14 protein-coding genes are annotated in these 15,252 nt (G+C 61.8%); 10 read left to right on the forward strand and 4 right to left on the reverse strand.

The annotated features are described in order from the left end of the window. Positions 1 to 65 precede the first annotated feature (65 nt). The 7 genes from CO666_RS17350 to CO666_RS17380 all read left to right on the forward strand — a co-directional run bounded on the left by CO666_RS17350 (position 66) and on the right by CO666_RS17380 (position 10,268). Positions 66 to 1,592 (forward strand): sugar ABC transporter ATP-binding protein, encoded by a 1,527-nt coding sequence (locus tag CO666_RS17350; RefSeq protein WP_097613466.1) that lies wholly within the window; start codon positions 66 to 68, stop codon positions 1,590 to 1,592. Positions 1,593 to 1,669: 77 nt separating this feature from the next. Then, positions 1,670 to 2,674 (forward strand): ABC transporter permease, encoded by a 1,005-nt coding sequence (locus tag CO666_RS17355; protein WP_097613337.1) that lies wholly within the window; start codon positions 1,670 to 1,672, stop codon positions 2,672 to 2,674. Positions 2,675 to 2,760: 86 nt separating this feature from the next. After that, entirely contained in the window at positions 2,761 to 3,708 is a 948-nt protein-coding gene (locus CO666_RS17360; RefSeq protein WP_097613339.1) for a substrate-binding domain-containing protein, read from the forward strand. A 250-nt stretch (positions 3,709 to 3,958) separates the two neighbouring features. After that, positions 3,959 to 5,011, forward strand: a complete 1,053-nt coding sequence (locus CO666_RS17365; protein ID WP_097613340.1) for a sugar phosphate isomerase/epimerase family protein — start codon at positions 3,959 to 3,961, stop codon at positions 5,009 to 5,011. A gap of 190 nt (positions 5,012 to 5,201) precedes the next feature. Beyond that, entirely contained in the window at positions 5,202 to 6,389 is a 1,188-nt protein-coding gene (locus CO666_RS17370) for a Gfo/Idh/MocA family protein (protein ID WP_097613341.1), read from the forward strand. Between the two features lie 206 nt (positions 6,390 to 6,595). After that, positions 6,596 to 7,969, forward strand: a complete 1,374-nt coding sequence (locus CO666_RS17375) for a GH1 family beta-glucosidase (protein ID WP_097613342.1) — start codon at positions 6,596 to 6,598, stop codon at positions 7,967 to 7,969. A gap of 94 nt (positions 7,970 to 8,063) precedes the next feature. After that, on the forward strand, positions 8,064 to 10,268 hold the full coding sequence (locus CO666_RS17380; RefSeq protein ID WP_097613343.1) for a bifunctional diguanylate cyclase/phosphodiesterase: 2,205 nt from the start codon (positions 8,064 to 8,066) through the stop codon (positions 10,266 to 10,268). Between the two features lie 48 nt (positions 10,269 to 10,316). On the opposite strand, the gene trhO is transcribed toward CO666_RS17380, so the two are convergent. The 4 genes from trhO to CO666_RS17400 form a co-directional block, all read right to left on the reverse strand. Further along, positions 10,317 to 11,246 carry an oxygen-dependent tRNA uridine(34) hydroxylase TrhO gene (trhO, locus tag CO666_RS17385; RefSeq protein ID WP_097613468.1) on the reverse strand — a complete coding sequence of 310 codons (930 nt, stop codon included), beginning with the start codon at positions 11,244 to 11,246 and terminating at the stop codon, positions 10,317 to 10,319. A gap of 57 nt (positions 11,247 to 11,303) precedes the next feature. Then, entirely contained in the window at positions 11,304 to 11,780 is a 477-nt protein-coding gene (locus tag CO666_RS17390) for a VOC family protein (RefSeq protein WP_097613344.1), read from the reverse strand. 150 nt (positions 11,781 to 11,930) lie between these two features. Next, positions 11,931 to 12,839, reverse strand: a complete 909-nt coding sequence (locus CO666_RS17395) for a CHAD domain-containing protein (RefSeq protein WP_097613346.1) — start codon at positions 12,837 to 12,839, stop codon at positions 11,931 to 11,933. Beyond that, a complete protein-coding gene (locus tag CO666_RS17400; protein WP_097613347.1) occupies positions 12,817 to 13,305 on the reverse strand; it encodes a CYTH domain-containing protein in 489 nt (162 codons plus the stop codon). Before CO666_RS17400 ends, CO666_RS17395 begins: the two co-directional genes overlap by 23 nt. A gap of 154 nt (positions 13,306 to 13,459) precedes the next feature. Here CO666_RS17400 and CO666_RS17405 point away from each other — a divergent pair, with 154 nt between their 5' ends. From CO666_RS17405 to CO666_RS35035, 3 genes are all read left to right on the forward strand, one after another. Then, positions 13,460 to 14,098 (forward strand): 2-dehydro-3-deoxy-phosphogluconate aldolase, encoded by a 639-nt coding sequence (locus tag CO666_RS17405; protein WP_010069625.1) that lies wholly within the window; start codon positions 13,460 to 13,462, stop codon positions 14,096 to 14,098. Between the two features lie 111 nt (positions 14,099 to 14,209). After that, positions 14,210 to 14,929 (forward strand): tellurite resistance TerB family protein, encoded by a 720-nt coding sequence (locus tag CO666_RS17410; RefSeq protein WP_097613349.1) that lies wholly within the window; start codon positions 14,210 to 14,212, stop codon positions 14,927 to 14,929. A gap of 56 nt (positions 14,930 to 14,985) precedes the next feature. Beyond that, complete coding sequence (locus CO666_RS35035) at positions 14,986 to 15,213, forward strand: hypothetical protein (RefSeq protein ID WP_097613351.1); 228 nt, start codon at positions 14,986 to 14,988, stop codon at positions 15,211 to 15,213. The last annotated feature ends 39 nt before the right edge of the window (positions 15,214 to 15,252 follow it).

The raw sequence follows: 15,252 nt of genomic DNA on the forward strand, positions 1-15,252 counted from the left end.
AGTTCAAGTGAGGGAGCGTTGCCGGTGCGTAATGCCGGTGCGCGGCGCTCTAGGGGGAGGGCATGATGACCGTGGAGATCGCCGACACCGCACCCGTGGTGCTGTCCGCCAGGCGCATATGCAAATCTTTCAGCGGCGTGCAGGTGCTCTTCAGCGTCAATTTCGATCTCCGTGCCGGAGAAATCCACGCGCTCATGGGCGAAAACGGTGCCGGCAAATCCACGCTCGTCAAGGTATTGTCAGGTTTCGAGCAGCCGAGTTCCGGCGAGATCCTGCTCGACGGCAGGCCGGTGGTGCTGCCGCCCAATGGCGGAGCGGAAGCGCTCGGCATCGTCATCATCCATCAGGAGTTCAATCTCGCCGACCATCTGACGGTGACGGAGAGCCTGTTTCTCGGGCGCGAAGTCACGCGTTTCGGCGTGCTCGACCGCAAATATATGCGCGCCGAGACACGTAAAGTTCTCGATGTGCTCGGTTCGCATGTCGATGAAAATGCTTTGATCAGCACGCTCTCCATCGCCGACAAGCAGATGGTCGAAATCGCCAAGGCGATCAGCCGTGACGCGCGGGTCGTGTTCATGGACGAGCCGACCGCGGTCTTGTCGCGGGAAGAGACCAATATGCTGTTCAAGCAGGTCCGCAAGCTTCGCGACCAGGGCACGAGTTTCGTCTTCGTCTCCCATAAGCTCGACGAGGTCATGGAATTGACCGATCGGGTGACGGTCTTGCGCGACGGCCAGTGGATCAAGACGTCGCCGACCTCAATTCTGGACGGGGAATCGATCGCGCAGCTGATGGTCGGCCGCGAACTTTCCAGCCTCTATCCCGCCAAGGTCGAGCCTGACGTGGACGAGGAGGTCGTTCTCCGCGTTGCCTCGGTGTCCACTGGCTATGTGAAGGATGCGAGCTTCGAGGTGCGCAAGGGCGAGATCATCGGCTTCTCCGGCATGATCGGCTCCGGCCGTACCGAGTTGATGGAAGCGATCGCCGGCTTGCGAAGCCGTCTTGACGGCGAGGTGGTCATCAAGGGCGAAATGGTTCCCTCCGGTGACGTGCATGCCGCCAATCGCTGCGGGCTCGCTTACATGACCAAGGACCGCAAGTCGAAAGGGCTGCTGCTGCGCTCCGGCATGGTGGCTAATCTGACGTTGCAATCGCTCGAAAGGCACGGCCGCCACGGCTATCTCAGCCCGGCCAGCGAGGCGGCTGCACTGGCGAAGGCCAAACGCCGTTTCGACATCAGGGTTCGCGACGGCAATGTCATCGCCGGCCGCATGTCCGGCGGAAACCAGCAGAAGCTGCTGCTCGCCAAGGTCATGGAGACCGAGCCCGACATCATCATCATCGACGAGCCGACGCGCGGCATCGATGTCGGCACCAAGCAGCAGATCTATCATTTCATTTCGGCGCTCGCCCGGGACGGCCGGTCGATCATCGTCGTTTCGTCGGAAATGCCTGAGGTCATCGGGCTCTGCACGAGAGTGGCCGTCATGCGCGAGGGGCGGATCGTCGGCGTGCTCGAAGGCGATGAGATTTCCGAGCAGGAGATCATGCGTTACGCGGCCGGGCTCAAAAAGAAGGCCGCGGCCTGAGGGCGAGGCGGGACTTCGCCGGCGCGGACAAAAGACAACATGCCCAGACAGTCTGGGACGGGAGGTTGGTTTTGGAGATGAGTATTCACGAGGAAACCAGGGAGGTCCGGCGCAGGTCCTGGCGTGACGTTGATCTGCGCGCGGTTGCGCCGTTTGCCGCCTTGGCCCTGCTCCTGATCGTCGGCGCCTTGGTCAATCCGAATTTCATCGGCATCACCAATCTTGCCAACGTCGCGACACGCTGCGCTTTCATCGCCATTATCGCGGTCGGCGCGACCTTCGTAATCTCGGCCGGAGACCTCGACCTTTCCGTCGGTTCGATGGTCGCCTTCGTCGCCAGCCTGATGATCCTGCTCATCAATTCGGGCGTCATTGCCGATCCGGTGCTGATGCTGACGGCTGCCGTGGTCTTTACGGTGATTGCGGGGGCTCTTTGCGGTCTCGCAAACGGGCTCATCACCACCGTCGGCAAGATCGAGCCTTTCATCGCCACGCTCGGCACAATGGGTATTTATCGCGGTCTGACCACCTGGCTGTCGCAGGGCGGCGCGATCACATTGCGCTCGAGTGAAATCCAGACGCTCTACCGTCCGGCCTATTTCGGCAACATTCTTGGCATTCCTGTGCCGATCGTGGTGATCCTTGTTGTTACCGGGATCGCAGCTTTTATCCTGTACCGCACCCGCTACGGCCGCCATGTCGTGGCTGTCGGTTCGAACAGTGACGTCGCGCGCTATTCGGGCATTGCCGTCAACCGCGTGCGCACCATTGCCTTCGTCATCCAGGGTCTCTGTGTGGCGATTGCCGTGCTGCTCTATGTGCCGCGTCTCGGTTCCACATCGGCAACGACCGGTATCCTGTGGGAGTTGCAGGCCATCACCGCCGTCGTCGTCGGCGGCACGGCTCTCAAGGGTGGCGCCGGCCGGGTCTGGGGCACGATCTGCGGCGCCTTCATTCTCGAACTCGTCGGCAACATCATGCTGCTTTCGAACTTCATCAGCGAGTATCTGATTGGCGCGATTCAGGGGGCAATCATCATCATTGCCATGCTGGTGCAGCGGTCGCTGGTTCGCAAATCCTAGGCAAACTCCTTCTCGGATTGGTCGGGCTTCACAGGGCACCCGGCTCGAATTGGACAAGTCCCTGATATTTTTGGGAGGAAAATAGCATGCGCAAGCTCATGTTGGGTCTGGCCGTTGCGGGGGTGGCTTTTGCCGGCGCAGCCTACGCCCAGGACAAGAACTACACGATCGGCGTGTCCATTCCGGCCGCAGATCACGGCTGGACCTCAGGCGTCGTGTTCCATGCCGAGCGTATTGCCAAGAAGCTGATGGCCGAACATCCGGGGCTGAACGTCATCGTCAAGACCTCGCCGGATGCGGCCACACAGGCAAATGCCGTGCAGGATCTCGATACGCAGGGTATCGACGCTCTCGTCATCCTGCCGTCGGACCCGGATCCGCTCGTCAACGCCATCAAGGAAGTCAAAGGCAAGGGCAAGTTCGTCGCCCTTGTCGACCGCGCGCCGAGCAACAACGACAATTCCGTGCGCGACCTTTACGTCGCCGGCAACAATCCGGCTCTCGGCGAAGTCGCCGGCAAGTACATTGCCGAAAAGACTCCGGACGCCGAAGTCGTCATCATCCGCGGTCTGCCGATCCCGATCGACCAGCAGCGCCAGGACGGTTTCGACAAGGGCATTGCCGGTTCCAAGGTCAAGGTTCTCGATCGCCAGTACGGCAACTGGAACCGTGACGATGCCTTCAAGGTGATGCAGGACTATCTGACCAAGTACCAGAAGATCGACGTCGTCTGGTGTCAGGACGATGACATGGCCGTCGGCGTTCTGCAGGCGATCGAGCAGGCCAAGCGCACCGACATCAAATATGTCGTTGCCGGCGCCGGGTCCAAGGACATGGTCAAGAAAGTCATGGACGGCGACAAGCTGATCCCGGTCGACGTTCTCTACCCGCCGGCAATGGTCGGCACGGCAATGGAACTGACGGCGGCGGCGCTCTACGATCAGGTTCCGGTCCACGGCAATTACATCCTCGATGCCACGCTCGTTACCAAGGACAATGCCAAGGACTTCTATTTCCCGGATTCTCCGTTCTGATCCATCGATCGGAGAGATGCGCCCATTCGTCAGGGATGGGCGCATTTTCATGCTTCCATACCGTGCCCCACCGAAAATGCTGCACGTACCTCTTGCCCGCCAAAGCCCATCATGATTAGCTCGCGGCCATCTCGGATCTGGCTTCGCGCCAAATCCGCCGGCAAGGGCGAGGAGGCGCCTTGCGCCCGCCAAATTGCGTGCTACAACATTTCAGAAACGTTTACGGTCGATATTCAGGGAGGAATCTGACATGAAGACGATCAAGGGCCCCGGCCTTTTCCTTGGCCAGTTCGCGGGCGATACCGCACCTTTCAATTCCTGGGACGCGATCACCAAATGGGCGGCCGACATCGGCTACAAGGGTGTCCAGGTGCCGACCTGGGCCAGCCAGTTGATCGATCTGAAAAAGGCTGCCACATCCAAGGATTATTGCGACGAATTCGCCGGCAAGGCCCGCGAAAACGGCATCGAGATCACGGAACTTTCCACCCATCTGCAGGGCCAGCTTGTCGCCGTGCACCCGGCCTATGATGAAGCCTTCGACGGGTTCGCGGCCCCCGAGGTACGCGGCAATCCGAAAGCCCGTCAGGAATGGGCGGTCGAGCAGGTCAAGATGGCCCTGACGGCGTCGAAAAACCTCGGCCTCAAGGCGCATGCGACCTTCTCCGGCGCGCTTGCCTGGCCTTTCGTCTATCCCTGGCCGCAGCGTCCCGCCGGCCTGGTCGAGACCGCCTTCGACGAACTTGCCCGCCGCTGGACGCCGATCCTCAACCATGCGGATGAGAACGGCATCGATGTCTGCTACGAAATCCATCCGGGTGAAGACCTGCATGACGGCATCACCTTCGAGATGTTCCTGGAGCGGGTGAAGAACCATCCCCGCGCCAACATGCTCTACGATCCCTCGCACTACGTCCTGCAGTGCCTCGATTATCTCGACAATATCGACATCTACAAGGACCGCATCAAGATGTTTCACGTCAAGGATGCGGAGTTCAATCCAAGCGGGCGCCAGGGCGTCTATGGCGGCTATCAGGGCTGGGTGGAACGCGCCGGCCGCTTCCGCTCGCTCGGCGACGGCCAGGTCGATTTCGGCGCAGTCTTCTCGAAGATGACCGCCAATAATTTCGACGGCTGGGCCGTGGTCGAATGGGAATGCGCGCTGAAACATCCGGAGGACGGCGCCCGCGAGGGGGCCGAATTCGTCGCCGCGCATATCATCCGCGTCACCGAGAAAGCCTTCGACGATTTTGCCGCCGGCGGCACGGACCAGGCGGCAAACCGTCGGATGCTGGGGCTTTAGGTCCTATTTCCCTTCTCCCCAGCGGGGAGAAGATGCCCGTCAGGGCAGATGAGGGGGATGAGGAGCGATGGCGACGAATGCCTTGAGCGGCAAGCGAAAGGCAATCTGCCGTGTAGCCCCCTCATCCGACCCTTCGGGCCGCCTTCTCCCCGCCGGGGAGAAGGGAAGAAAAAATTTCAGGAGGACAAGAATGGCAATCGAAGCATCATCCGAACAGACCCGCGAGCCGCGCATCCGGCTTGGCATGGTGGGGGGAGGCGCAGGCGCGTTCATCGGCGCGGTGCACCGTATCGCGGCGCGCATCGACGATCAGTACGATCTTATCGCCGGCGCGCTGTCGTCGACGCCCGACAAGGCCGTGCAGTCCGGCCGCGACCTCGGCCTCGATCCGTCGCGGACCTATTCCAGCTATCGCGAGATGGCGATCCGCGAGGCGAAGCTGAAAAACGGTATCGAGGCGGTGGCGATCGTCACCCCGAACCATGTGCACTACGATGCAGCCAAGGAATTCCTGAAGCGTGGCATCCATGTCATCTGCGACAAGCCGCTGACATCGAACCTTGCCGATGCGAAGAAGCTGAAGAAGGTTGCCGACGAGAGCGGCGCGCTGTTCGTGCTGACGCATAATTACACCGGTTATCCGATGGTCCGTCAGGCGCGTGAGATGATCGCGAACGGCGAACTCGGCGATATAAGAGTCGTGCAGGCCGAATACCCGCAGGACTGGCTGACGGAAGCCGTCGAGCAGACCGGGCAGAAACAGGCCGCCTGGCGCACCGATCCGGCGCAGTCCGGCGTCGGCGGGTCGACAGGCGATATCGGCACGCATGCCTATAATCTCGCCTCCTTCATCACCGGGCTGGAGCTCGACAGCCTGGCCGCCGACCTCGACAGCTTCGTTCCCGGCCGCCGGCTGGACGATAATGCCCATGTCATGCTGCGGTTCAAGGCGAAGGGCTCGGAGAAGCCGGCTAAGGGCATGCTCTGGTGCAGCCAGGTGGCGCCCGGCCATGAAAACGGCCTGATGGTCCGCGTCTACGGAACCAAAGGCGGGCTGGAATGGACCCAGAAGGACCCGAACTATCTCTGGTACACGCCGTTCGGCGAGCCGAAGCGGCTGATCACCCGGGGCGGCGCCGGGTCAGGCGCGGCTGCCGGCCGCGTTTCGCGCGTGCCGTCGGGGCATCCGGAAGGGTATCTCGAGGCCTTTGCGACGATCTATACGGAAGCCGCGCATGCGATCAATGCCCGCAAGAAGGGCAAGGATGTCGACAAGGCGGTGGTCTATCCCACCGTCGATGACGGCGTGAAGGGGGTGGCCTTCGTCGAAGCCTGCGTTGCGTCTTCCAAGAAGAACGGCGCATGGGTCAAGGTCTGAATTACCCGATTCGACCGGCGCGCAGCGCTTGATGACAATGCCGAGGCGGCTGGAGCTGCCTCGGCATATTTTGTTTTATCTTGATCGGCCAGCAGCGGCGCGGCCTTCCTGTAACGTTGCAGTTTTTATCGTCGCCGGCCTGTACTTTGCCTTCGGCCTTGGTTAAATCCCGCGCAAACGGCCTCAACCTAGAGATAGGATTTCAGATGATCGACCCGAAAAAACTCGCAGGCCGCTTTCCCGGTGATTTCACCTTCGGCGTCGCCACCGCCGCCTTCCAGATCGAGGGCGCCGGCAAGGCCGATGGCCGCAAGCCGTCCATCTGGGACGCTTTCTGCAACATGCCCGGCCGCGTCTACAATCGCGACAATGGCGACGTTGCCTGCGACCATTATAACCGGCTGGAGCAGGACCTCGATCTCATCAAGGAGATGGGCGTCGAAGCCTATCGTTTTTCCATTGCCTGGCCGCGCATCATCCCCGACGGCACGGGTCCGGTGAATGAGGCCGGCCTCGATTTCTACGACCGGTTGGTCGATGGTTGCAAGGCGCGGGGGATCAAGACCTTCGCCACGCTCTACCACTGGGATCTGCCGTTGCTGCTTGCCGGCGATGGCGGCTGGACGGCACGCTCGACCGCCTATGCCTATCAGCGCTACGCCAAGACGGTGATGAACCGTCTCGGCGACCGTCTCGACGCTGTCGCGACCTTCAACGAGCCCTGGTGCATCGTCTGGCTGAGCCACCTCTACGGCATTCATGCTCCCGGCGAGCGCAACATGCAGGCTGCCCTTCACGCCATGCACTATATGAACCTTGCCCATGGCCTCGGCGTCGAGGCGATCCGCTCGGAAGCTCCCGATGTGCCGGTCGGTTTGGTGCTCAATGCCGCCTCGGTCATTCCTGGCTCCGGCAGCCCGGCCGATCTGGCTGCCGCCGAACGCGCGCATCAGTTCCACAACGGCGCCTTCTTCGATCCCGTCTTCAAGGGAGAATATCCGAGGGAATTCGTCGAGGCGCTCGGCGACCGTATGCCTGTTATCGAGGACGGCGATATGAAGCTCATCAGCCAGAAGCTCGATTGGTGGGGTCTGAATTACTACACGCCTGAGCGGGTCGCCGACGATGCCGAACGCAAGGGCGATTTCCCCTGGACGGTGAAAGCGCCGCCGGCAAGCGACGTCAAGACCGATATCGGCTGGGAAATCTATGCGCCGGCCTTGAAGCTCCTGGTCGAGGACCTCTATCGCCGCTACGAACTTCCGGAATGCTACATTACCGAGAACGGCGCCTGCGACAACAGCGGCGTCGTCGACGGCGAGGTCGACGATACGATGCGTCTCGATTATCTCGGCGACCATCTCGATGTCGTGGCCGGCCTCATCAAAGACGGTTATCCCATGCGTGGCTATTTCGCCTGGAGCCTGATGGACAATTTCGAATGGGCGGAAGGCTATCGCATGCGCTTCGGCCTCGTCCATGTCGATTATGAAACGCAGGTCCGTACCGTGAAGAAAAGCGGCAGGTGGTATCGCGAACTCGCAGCACAATTCCCGAAAGGCAATCATAAGGCGGGTTGATCGTGACCCCCACGTGCGGGCGCAAAGATCTACAGCGTTTGCTTAAACGTTTTTGAACCCTTGACTGGCAATGTCGGACGGTCAGGGAGCCGTGATGCAGACAGTCGGGAAGTCGCAGAGCAAGGGATTGGGAGTAGGCCGTCACCTTACCGTTACGGGCGTGCTTTTTTCCTTTGCCGTCATCGTCGCGGTTGCAACCATCATGGTGCTGACGGCGCTCGAGCGCGTGGCCGAAAATGCCAATCTCCTCGATGACGAGCGCTCGCGCGAAACGACGATCGGCGCGTTGAAGACTTTCGAGGATCAGCTCGGCGCGACGCTCGACGATTACGCCGCCTGGGACGATGCCGCCGTCAACGTCTACGCGCCCGACGGTATGGCCTGGACGGTCAGCAATTACGGCGAGATGTCGGTCAACAGCGCGCTTTTCGACATGGCGATCGTCATCGATGACGAGAAGAAGGCGATCATGGCCTATCGCGACGGCAAGCCGATGGAGGAGCCGCTTGCGAATTTCTTCGCGCCGTCGCTCTGGACCCTGTTCGAGACGGTGAAGGCTGCCGGCCCGACCGGTACCCCGCAGGCGGTTGGCTTCGTCACGACCGAGCGGGGAATAGCCGCTGTCGGCGTGGCGTTGGTGCGGAAAAAATCCGGGGCGCTTGACGTGCCCGCCGGCCAGCACCGCTATCTGGTTTTCGCCCGCCATCTCGACAACGACAGGGTGGCAGCACTCGGTCAGACCTATGTCATCGGCGGCCTGAGGCTGGCGCCGGCGAACGTCGAGGCCGATTATTTCGTGCCGATCGCCGATCCGGCGGGAGCGACGCTCAAGAAGCTCATCTGGACCTCGCGGTCGCCGGGTGACGTCGGCTATGCGCAGGTGCGGCCGATGGTCATCCAGGCGCTCGGCCTCGTCGGGCTGTTCTTCGTGGTTCTGCTGGTCATCGGCTGGCTTGCCGGCCGCAGGCTGAAAACCGAGGAAAACAACGCTCGCGAGGATGCATTGCGAGATCGGCTGAGCGGCCTTTCCAATCGCGACGGTCTCGGGCTTGCCGTCGACCGTTTCGTCGTCGAGGCGCGCCAGACCAAGCGCAACGTGCTGCTCCTCTATCTCGACCTCGATGGCTTCAAGGAAGTCAATGACAGTTATGGCCATGGTACCGGCGACCAGTTGATCCGCGCCGTCGCGGCCGGGCTCGACGTGCTCATTCCGCAAGGCGCGGTGCTTGCCCGCATCGGCGGCGATGAATTTGCGATCGCCTTTCTCTCCGACAGCGAGAATGCCGCCGCCCTGCAGCTTGCCGAGCAGATCCTCGATTTTCTCGTCGATCCGCTGGAAATCGGTCGCCGCGTCGTCGTCGTCGGGGCCAGCATCGGCATCGCCATGTCCCCGTCCGGCACGATCGAGCGTGAAGAACTGGTGCGTCGCTCCGACCTTGCCATGTACAAGGCGAAGGAAGCCGGCCGCGCGCGCATGATGCTTTACGATCCGTCGATGGATGCGGACCGGGAGCAGCGCAATGCGCTGGAGCTCGATCTCAGGATCGCCATCGAAAGCGGCGACCTGACGCTCGCCTACCAGCCGCTGATCGATGCGGCGACGCATGCGCCGACCGGTGTCGAGGCACTGGTGCGCTGGAACCGTCCGGGTCACGGCCCTGTTTCACCCGAGATATTCATTCCGATCGCCGAGACCAGCGGCCTCATCGAATCGCTCGGATTGTTCGTGCTGCGCAAGGCCTGCGAGACGGCCAAACAATGGCCGGAGCTCAACGTTTCGGTCAACGTCTCGCCCGGCCAGTTCCGCAATCCCGCCTTTGCCGACTATGTGCGCTACGTGCTGAAGCAGACGGAGATCGAGGCCGGGCGCATCACGCTTGAGATCACCGAAGGCTATATGATCCAGAATCCGCAGCGCACGCGCCAGTCGATCGAACGGCTGAAGGCGCTGGGGGTCAAGGTGGCGCTCGACGATTTCGGCTCCGGCTTCTCCTCGATCGGTTATCTCAGGCAGTTCGGCTTCGACCGGATCAAGATCGACCGCTCGCTGGTCATGGGTGTCAACGAGGACAAGCGCCAGCGCGAGATGCTGCAGGCAACGGTGGCGCTTGCCCGCTCGCTCGACATTCCGGTGACGGCCGAAGGCATCGAGACCGAGGAGCAGGCAATCGCCATGCGCCTCTTCGGCTGCGATTGCCTGCAGGGCTATTTGTTCGGAAAGCCCGTCACAGCAGATCTCATCACCGAGATGCTGACCGAGCGACGTGCCGCGGAGCCGCGCCGCATCAGTGCAGCCTGACCGGCGGCGTGACCCTCAGACATCAGGGCTGATTCCCGCAATCCCGGCTCAGCTGCCGATATGCCGCTGGCCGCGTTTTTTCGCTAGAGCGATCTGGTGCTGCCGCTGACGGTAACGCAGCCGGTCTTCCTCCGTGCGCTTGGGATAGCAGTGGCTGCAGGAAACGCCTTCTTCATAGAGCGGTGAGGTGACTTCCTCTGATGTGATCGGGTTGCGGCAGGCATGGCACAGCTTGTGTTCGCCTTCCTTCAGGCCGTGCTCGACCGATACCCGCTCGTCGAAGACGAAGCAGGCGCCGTCCCAGAGGCTTTCCTCCTGCGGCACGTCCTCCAGATATTTCAGGATGCCGCCTTTCAGATGATAAACCTCGTCGAAACCCTCAGCCTTCATGAAGGCGGTGGCCTTCTCGCAGCGTATGCCGCCGGTGCAGTACATGGCGATCTTCGGCTTGTTGTGCAGGCCGGTATTCTGGCGCACCCAATCGGGAAATTCCCGGAACGTCTTCGTCTTCGGGTCGAGCGCGCCGCGGAAGGTGCCGATCGCCGTCTCGTAATCGTTGCGGGTATCGATGACGATCGTATCGGGATCTGATATCAGCGTGTTCCAGTCCTTGGCCGCCACATAGGTGCCGACCACCTTGTTGGGGTCGATATCCTCGACGCCCATGGTGACGATTTCCTTTTTCAGCTTCACCTTCATGCGCAGGAAGGGCATTTTCGAGGCGCGGCTTTCCTTGTGCTCCAGGCTGGAAAATTCCGGCTGGGTGCGCAGGAAGGAGAGTACGGCGCCAATGCCGGCATCCGGTCCGGCGATCGTGCCGTTGATGCCCTCATGCGCCAGGAGCAACGTTCCCTTGACGCCGTTCTCTTCGCAAAGCGTCTGCAGCGCGGCTTGCAGGCTGGCAAAGCGCGGCACGGAAACGAAATGGTAGAGTGCCGCCACGAGGAACGGGCTGGTGTGTGTGAGGCTGTCGGTCATGCGCCCGGAAATACAGAAAATCGGCGGGCCGCGCAATTGCCTTCGCCGCATGGCCGACTACGCTCGCGCCTGCCATTCGGAAAACGGCCGTATGCCGAAGCTCCGGTCGGGGATATCGTCGAGAATGCTGATGACCTCGATCGAATGCCCATCTGGGTCCTTGAAATAGATCGATAGCGCCGGCATCCAACCGAGAACCACCGGCTCCGCCGCCGGCTCACCGGTAAAGCCGAGAGGCTGCACGCCCTTCGCCTTGAGAATGGCGGGGGCCTGCAGCACACCGTCGGCGGTCATACGGAAGGCGATGTGCAGCCGCATCTTCAGCGGCCCGGTTCCGGTTTCCCAAAGGCCGAGCATGCCGGTCTTCCTGTCGTCCACCCAAAGGAAAGCGACCTTGCGCTCCTCGAATGAAGCCGCCGGTTCAAGCCCGACGACATCGCGATAAAAATCCGCGGAGGTCTTGAGATCGGCAACAGTCAGGTGCGTCTCGTAAAGCCCGAGCAGCTTTGGCATGGCGGCATTTTCGGCGGTCATTTCTTCCTCGCGGGGTCCGGTCTCTTTTTGTTCGACCGCCGGAGGGTAGGACCTCAAGATTACTTGAGGTCAATGGGGGTTATGAAAATTTCATTGGTGCCGGCGCAGTGGCAAACCCGACAGCGCACAAGCGGCCCGATTTTACGTCCCTCAACGTCCGGCGGTCAGCCAGAGAAGCTCGATGCGCTCAGCTTCCTCGTCGGGATCATCGGTGAAGACGGTTTCGGCTTTGACAAGCGCTTGCCGCCGGTCTTCCTGCTGGCGGAAGATGATGGCGTCGAGCAGGTGAGCCAGATCGTCGTTGCGGGTGAAGAGCTGCGGCTCGGCTTCGACCAGTTCGGAGAGCACGGCGAGATCGTGGATGTGGCCGAGATCCTCGACGAGTTCTTTGGCCGCGTCGCTCTTGGCCTTCATCGCGCTAGGCCAGGCATCGTGTAAAAGGCCGTGATAGAGCCGGTAGTCGTAGGTTCGCTTGCGCAGATTGTGGAAGTCGTCAGCCGATGCCTCGCCGTGGCAGGCCGCAAGTGCTGCCTTCGCCTTCCGCGCGGTGCGGCGCCAGCTCTTGCTCAGCATGCGGGCATTCTTACGGTGGCCGCCGTCAAAGGAGACCGTGTCCAGGGCGGCGATCGCCTGCTGCAGAACGTCGGAGGTTTCCGTCAGCCGCTGTTCCAGGTCGCTTTCGGCATCCGCCATCCAGTCACGGCGTCCTTCGAGGATGGTGACGATGCGGCCGAGCGCTTCGCTCTCCTCCGGCCCACGGGCCGGCTGCTGCAGATATTGCGCGGTGCCGATGAGGGCGGCCGCATCGCGGATCGCCGACAGCGACTGGGCGGCATCGCGCAGTCTGGCGTTTTCCTGGGCCTGGAAATCCGGTACCTCGCGGGCCACGAGGCGGTAAAGCGAACGCAATCGTTTCAGGTTTTTGCGGAAGGAGTGGATCGCCTCATGCGCGCCGTCCGGCCGCTCTTCAAGAATCGCGATGGCGCGGTTCAACTGTTCGGTGGCGACGTTGCGGAACTCTTTGGTGAAGCCGGCATCAGGCCGAATGCGATAGGCCATGCCTGTCGTGCCCGTATTCTGTGGCAAGGGCCTGGTTGGAATAGCGGAAATCGCCGGTCACTTCACGGCCGAGCCATGCGGGCAGGGGCGGGTTGTCCGTTTCCGCCGTCATCTCCACTTCGGCGATAACAAGTCCACGATGCTCGCCGGCAAAGACGTCGACCTCCCAGACGAAGCCTTCATGCGGAACACGGTAGCGCGTCTTCTCGATGACGATACCGATCGCGTTCTGCAACAGCTCCTTGGCATCGGCGATCGGGATGTCGTATTCGAATTCATCGCGAGTGATCGCGCTGCGGCCGATCTTGATCGTCAGCTTCGCTTTCCTGTCGTCGAGGATGCGCACGCGGGCGGAGCGATCGTCCATCGAGGCGATGTAACCCTGCCGCAAGACAGACTTCGTCTCGACGGCGGAGCGCCATCCATCGCTGCGTACAAGAAACTTCCGCTCGATCTCTTTCGCCATATCGGTGAACCTTTTGTGACGATTACCGCACGGTAGACCAATTTCCACGCATTTCATACCCATCTTGTCATAGGGTCTGGTTTTATCTCGACAAGGGTCGGCGGGGGCGTTATTCGGGATCCGAATTCAATCGTTTCAAGGAAGTCGCACGACCATGGGCGAGAAAACAGAAAAGCTCCTTTCCATCCTGAAACTCCAGCCTGTCGTTCCGGTCCTGATCGTCGACGATGCGAAGTCGGCGGTATCGCTGGCCCGCGCGCTCGTCGCGGGCGGCCTGAAGGCGATCGAGATCACCATGCGCACGCCGGCGGCACTCGATGCCGTGCGGGCGGTGGCCGCCGAGGTCGAGGGCGCCGAAGTCGGCGCCGGCACGATCCTGAATGCCGCCCATTGGGAAGCCGCCGTCGAGGCCGGCTCGAAGTTCATCGTCAGCCCGGGCACGACACAGGAACTGCTCGATGCCGCCGCCGACTCCGACGTGCCGCTGCTCCCCGGCGCTGCGACTGCCAGCGAAGTCATGGCGTTGCGCGAAGAGGGCTATCAGGTGCTGAAATTCTTCCCGGCGGAACAGGCCGGTGGCGCGGCCTTGCTGAAGGCGCTGTCTTCGCCGCTCGCCGGTACGCTGTTTTGCCCGACCGGCGGCATTTCGCTGAAGAACGCCAATGATTATCTCTCGCTGCCGAACGTCATCTGCGTCGGCGGCTCCTGGGTGGCGCCGAAGGAACTGGTCGCAGCCGGCGACTGGGCTGGCATTACCCGGCTTGCGGCAGAGGCCGCCGCGCTGAAGGCCTGAGTTCGTATTTCTCAAAAGTAGGGGGCTCGCTTCTCGGCGAGCCCCCTATTTGTATTTCACCTGTCGCAAACCTATGTACCTCTCCAGCTTCAAACAGGGAGATGACGAGGAATGTTCGACGCAAAGAAGCTTCTCGACCAGTTCTTGGGTTCGCAGGTGCCGGGTCTCGGCGGTTCGGTCCGCGACAGGGCGGGCGAGGCCGTTCAGACGGCAAAAAACAACCCGCTGGCGACAGGTGCGATCGCAGCCGCGCTTCTCGGCACCAAGACAGGCCGGGGTATTGCCGGCAATGCACTGGCGATCGGCGGTCTCGCCGCCATTGCCGGCCTCGGCTACCAGGCCTACAAGAATTACCAGGCGGGGCAAGCGCCCGCTGCGCCTTCGGATGCACCCTCGGCCAACAATCCGGTTCTCCTGCCGCCGCCTGCCGAATCCGGTTTCGGGCCGGCTTCTCCCGCCGGCAGCAATGAATTCGTGCTGGTGCTGATCAGCGCGATGATCGCAGCCGCCAAGGCCGATGGCCATATCGACGATGCCGAACGCGCCCTCATCATGGACAAGATCAAGGCGGCCGATGTCAGCGGCGAGGCTGCAGCCTTCATCGAGCGCGAGCTCGCTTCGCCGACCGACATCGACGCCCTCGTCGCTGCCGCGACGACGGAAGAACAGCGCGTCGAGCTCTACACTGCCTCGCGGCTGACCATCGAGCCGGATTCGCGCGCCGAGCGCGGTTATCTCGATCTGCTTGCCGGCAGGCTCGGCCTTGCCGACCAGCTGGTCGACCATATCGAGGCGACGGTATCCTCCGCCAAGGTTACCTTGTCACAGTGACATCTGGAGCCTTTCCGGGTTAGATTGAAGCATTCTGTTGGCTCAAACGGAGTCGGATGGTCGACCGGCCGGTGCGCGTCGTAGCCCGGCTCTACGGCCAAGCTGGCCGGTCGATCAGGCGGCCCGTTTCAGCCAACCCCGGTGGTTTGCTTGCAAACCAGCTAGGGCCGGGCATCTTTCCGCCAGGATCAAAGGCGATCGGCTCGGACGTACCAAGGGGTATGCCCTTCGCCAATCGCCTCTGCCCTGACGAAAACCTGCTCCGGCAGAATGCTTCAAGCTAACCCGGAAAGGCTCCAGGCCGGTTGCCTTTGTCGGGCGGC

This window comes from Rhizobium chutanense (assembly GCF_002531935.1).
In the GTDB taxonomy this organism is placed as follows: domain Bacteria; phylum Pseudomonadota; class Alphaproteobacteria; order Rhizobiales; family Rhizobiaceae; genus Rhizobium; species Rhizobium chutanense.

Excerpts from the sequence above, each read along its gene's own strand:
- CO666_RS17410 (WP_097613349.1), top strand. The coding sequence starts at position 14,210 with ATGTTCGACGCAAAGAAGCTTCTCGACCAGTTCTTGGGTTCGCAGGTG.
- CO666_RS17390 (WP_097613344.1), bottom strand. The coding sequence starts at position 11,780 with ATGACCGCCGAAAATGCCGCCATGCCAAAGCTGCTCGGGCTTTACGAG.
- trhO (WP_097613468.1), bottom strand. The coding sequence starts at position 11,246 with ATGACCGACAGCCTCACACACACCAGCCCGTTCCTCGTGGCGGCACTC.
- CO666_RS17375 (WP_097613342.1), top strand. The coding sequence starts at position 6,596 with ATGATCGACCCGAAAAAACTCGCAGGCCGCTTTCCCGGTGATTTCACC.
- CO666_RS17395 (WP_097613346.1), bottom strand. The coding sequence starts at position 12,839 with ATGGCCTATCGCATTCGGCCTGATGCCGGCTTCACCAAAGAGTTCCGC.
- CO666_RS35035 (WP_097613351.1), top strand. The coding sequence starts at position 14,986 with ATGGTCGACCGGCCGGTGCGCGTCGTAGCCCGGCTCTACGGCCAAGCT.
- CO666_RS17360 (WP_097613339.1), top strand. The coding sequence starts at position 2,761 with ATGCGCAAGCTCATGTTGGGTCTGGCCGTTGCGGGGGTGGCTTTTGCC.
- CO666_RS17400 (WP_097613347.1), bottom strand. The coding sequence starts at position 13,305 with ATGGCGAAAGAGATCGAGCGGAAGTTTCTTGTACGCAGCGATGGATGG.
- CO666_RS17365 (WP_097613340.1), top strand. The coding sequence starts at position 3,959 with ATGAAGACGATCAAGGGCCCCGGCCTTTTCCTTGGCCAGTTCGCGGGC.
- CO666_RS17405 (WP_010069625.1), top strand. The coding sequence starts at position 13,460 with ATGGGCGAGAAAACAGAAAAGCTCCTTTCCATCCTGAAACTCCAGCCT.
- CO666_RS17355 (WP_097613337.1), top strand. The coding sequence starts at position 1,670 with ATGAGTATTCACGAGGAAACCAGGGAGGTCCGGCGCAGGTCCTGGCGT.
- CO666_RS17370 (WP_097613341.1), top strand. The coding sequence starts at position 5,202 with ATGGCAATCGAAGCATCATCCGAACAGACCCGCGAGCCGCGCATCCGG.
- CO666_RS17350 (WP_097613466.1), top strand. The coding sequence starts at position 66 with ATGACCGTGGAGATCGCCGACACCGCACCCGTGGTGCTGTCCGCCAGG.
- CO666_RS17380 (WP_097613343.1), top strand. The coding sequence starts at position 8,064 with ATGCAGACAGTCGGGAAGTCGCAGAGCAAGGGATTGGGAGTAGGCCGT.